Source organism: Fictibacillus sp. 5RED26, from assembly GCF_015903895.1.
Taxonomy (GTDB): Bacteria; Bacillota; Bacilli; order Bacillales; family Fictibacillaceae; genus Fictibacillus; species Fictibacillus phosphorivorans.
In genome coordinates, this window is record NZ_JACZDU010000022.1 from 1 (window position 1) to 1,452 (window position 1,452).

Below are 1,452 nucleotides of genomic sequence, written 5' to 3' on the forward strand. Positions count from 1 at the left end.
AATGAACTGCACCCCAAATTTTAGACACAGTCTTAAATTTGGAGGTGCTTTTCTTATGGCTAAATTTACGATCGAAGAAAAAATAGCTGCTGTTAAACGATATTTAGAAGGGGATGTAGGGTATAAAACAATCGCAAAAGAGATTGGTGCGAATAATAGTAAAGTTCTATTTTGGATTAGAAAATATGAATACCACGGTGAGAATGCTTTTTTCAAAAGCTATACAAATTACCCCTTAAACTTTAAACTAGACGTACTAAAATATATGAACGACAATGGGACGTCTATCTTTGATACAGCCGCGATTTTTAATCTGCCATCCGATTCTACCTTGTGGAAATGGCGAGATTTATTAGAGACTCAAGGTTTGGATGCCCTGAAACCAAAGAAAAAGGGGCGGCCAAACATGAATAAGAAAGATCAAAAGTCTTCCAATAAGACATCACCAGCTAAAGGATCAATCGAAGCGCTTCAACAGGAATTAGAAGCGTTACGTATGGAAAATGCTTATTTAAAAAAGTTGAATGCCTTAGTTCAAAGCAAGGAAAAATCACCAAACAAGTCAAAGCGCAAGTAGTCTATGAATTAAGGCATGAGTTTTCGGTACAAGCACTTATAAAGCTAGCAGGAATCCCACGTAGTACCTATTATTATTGGGTGAAAAATTTCAATCGTCCTGAACCTGACGCGGAGTTAAAAGGCTTGATTCAAGTTATTTATAAGGAACATGAAGGCCGTTTTGGCTACCGTAGAATTCGCGATGAACTTAGAAACCGTGGACACCAAGTTAACCACAAAAAGGTACAGCGTATCATGAAGGAACTAGGATTAAAATGTCTCGTACGTATAAAAAAATATCGTTCTTATAAAGGAACGATTGGGAAGATTGCACCAAATATTTTAAATCGTAATTTTAAAGCTGAGAAACCAAACGAAAAGTGGGTCACGGATATTACAGAGTTTAAATTATTCGGAAAGAAGCTTTATTTATCACCCGTATTGGACTTATTTAATGGAGAAATTATTACCTATACAATAGGGGCTAGACCGACATACTCTCTTGTCTCAACGATGTTAGATCAAGCTCTAGCGCATGTAACAGATAAAGATAAGCTTCTTATACATTCAGATCAAGGCTGGCACTATCAAATGAAACAATACCGTAAGGTCCTCAGTAAAAGTGGCATCACCCAGAGTATGTCTCGTAAAGGGAACTGTTACGATAACGCTGTGATGGAAAACTTCTTTGGAATCCTAAAATCTGAACTTCTTTATCTAAAAGAATTTGAAAGTGTGGAACACTTTAAACTAGAGCTGGCTAAATATATGGATTACTATAATCACAAACGAATCAAGGCAAAATTAAAAGGCATGAGCCCGGTTAAATACCGTACTCATGCCCTAACTGCTGCCTAATGAAATAACCGTGTCTAACTTTTAGGGGTCACTTCA

1 protein-coding gene is annotated in these 1,452 nt (G+C 36.8%); it reads left to right on the top strand.

Annotation, left to right across the window (positions count from 1 at the left end; all coding sequences use genetic code 11):
* Positions 1-55: 55 nt before the first annotated feature.
* A protein-coding gene (locus tag IHV10_RS22590) for an IS3 family transposase (protein ID WP_197134904.1) occupies positions 56-1,416 on the top strand; the annotation gives its coding sequence in 2 pieces (ribosomal slippage) (positions 56-512 and positions 512-1,416; 1,362 coding nt in all).
* The last annotated feature ends 36 nt before the right edge of the window (positions 1,417-1,452 follow it).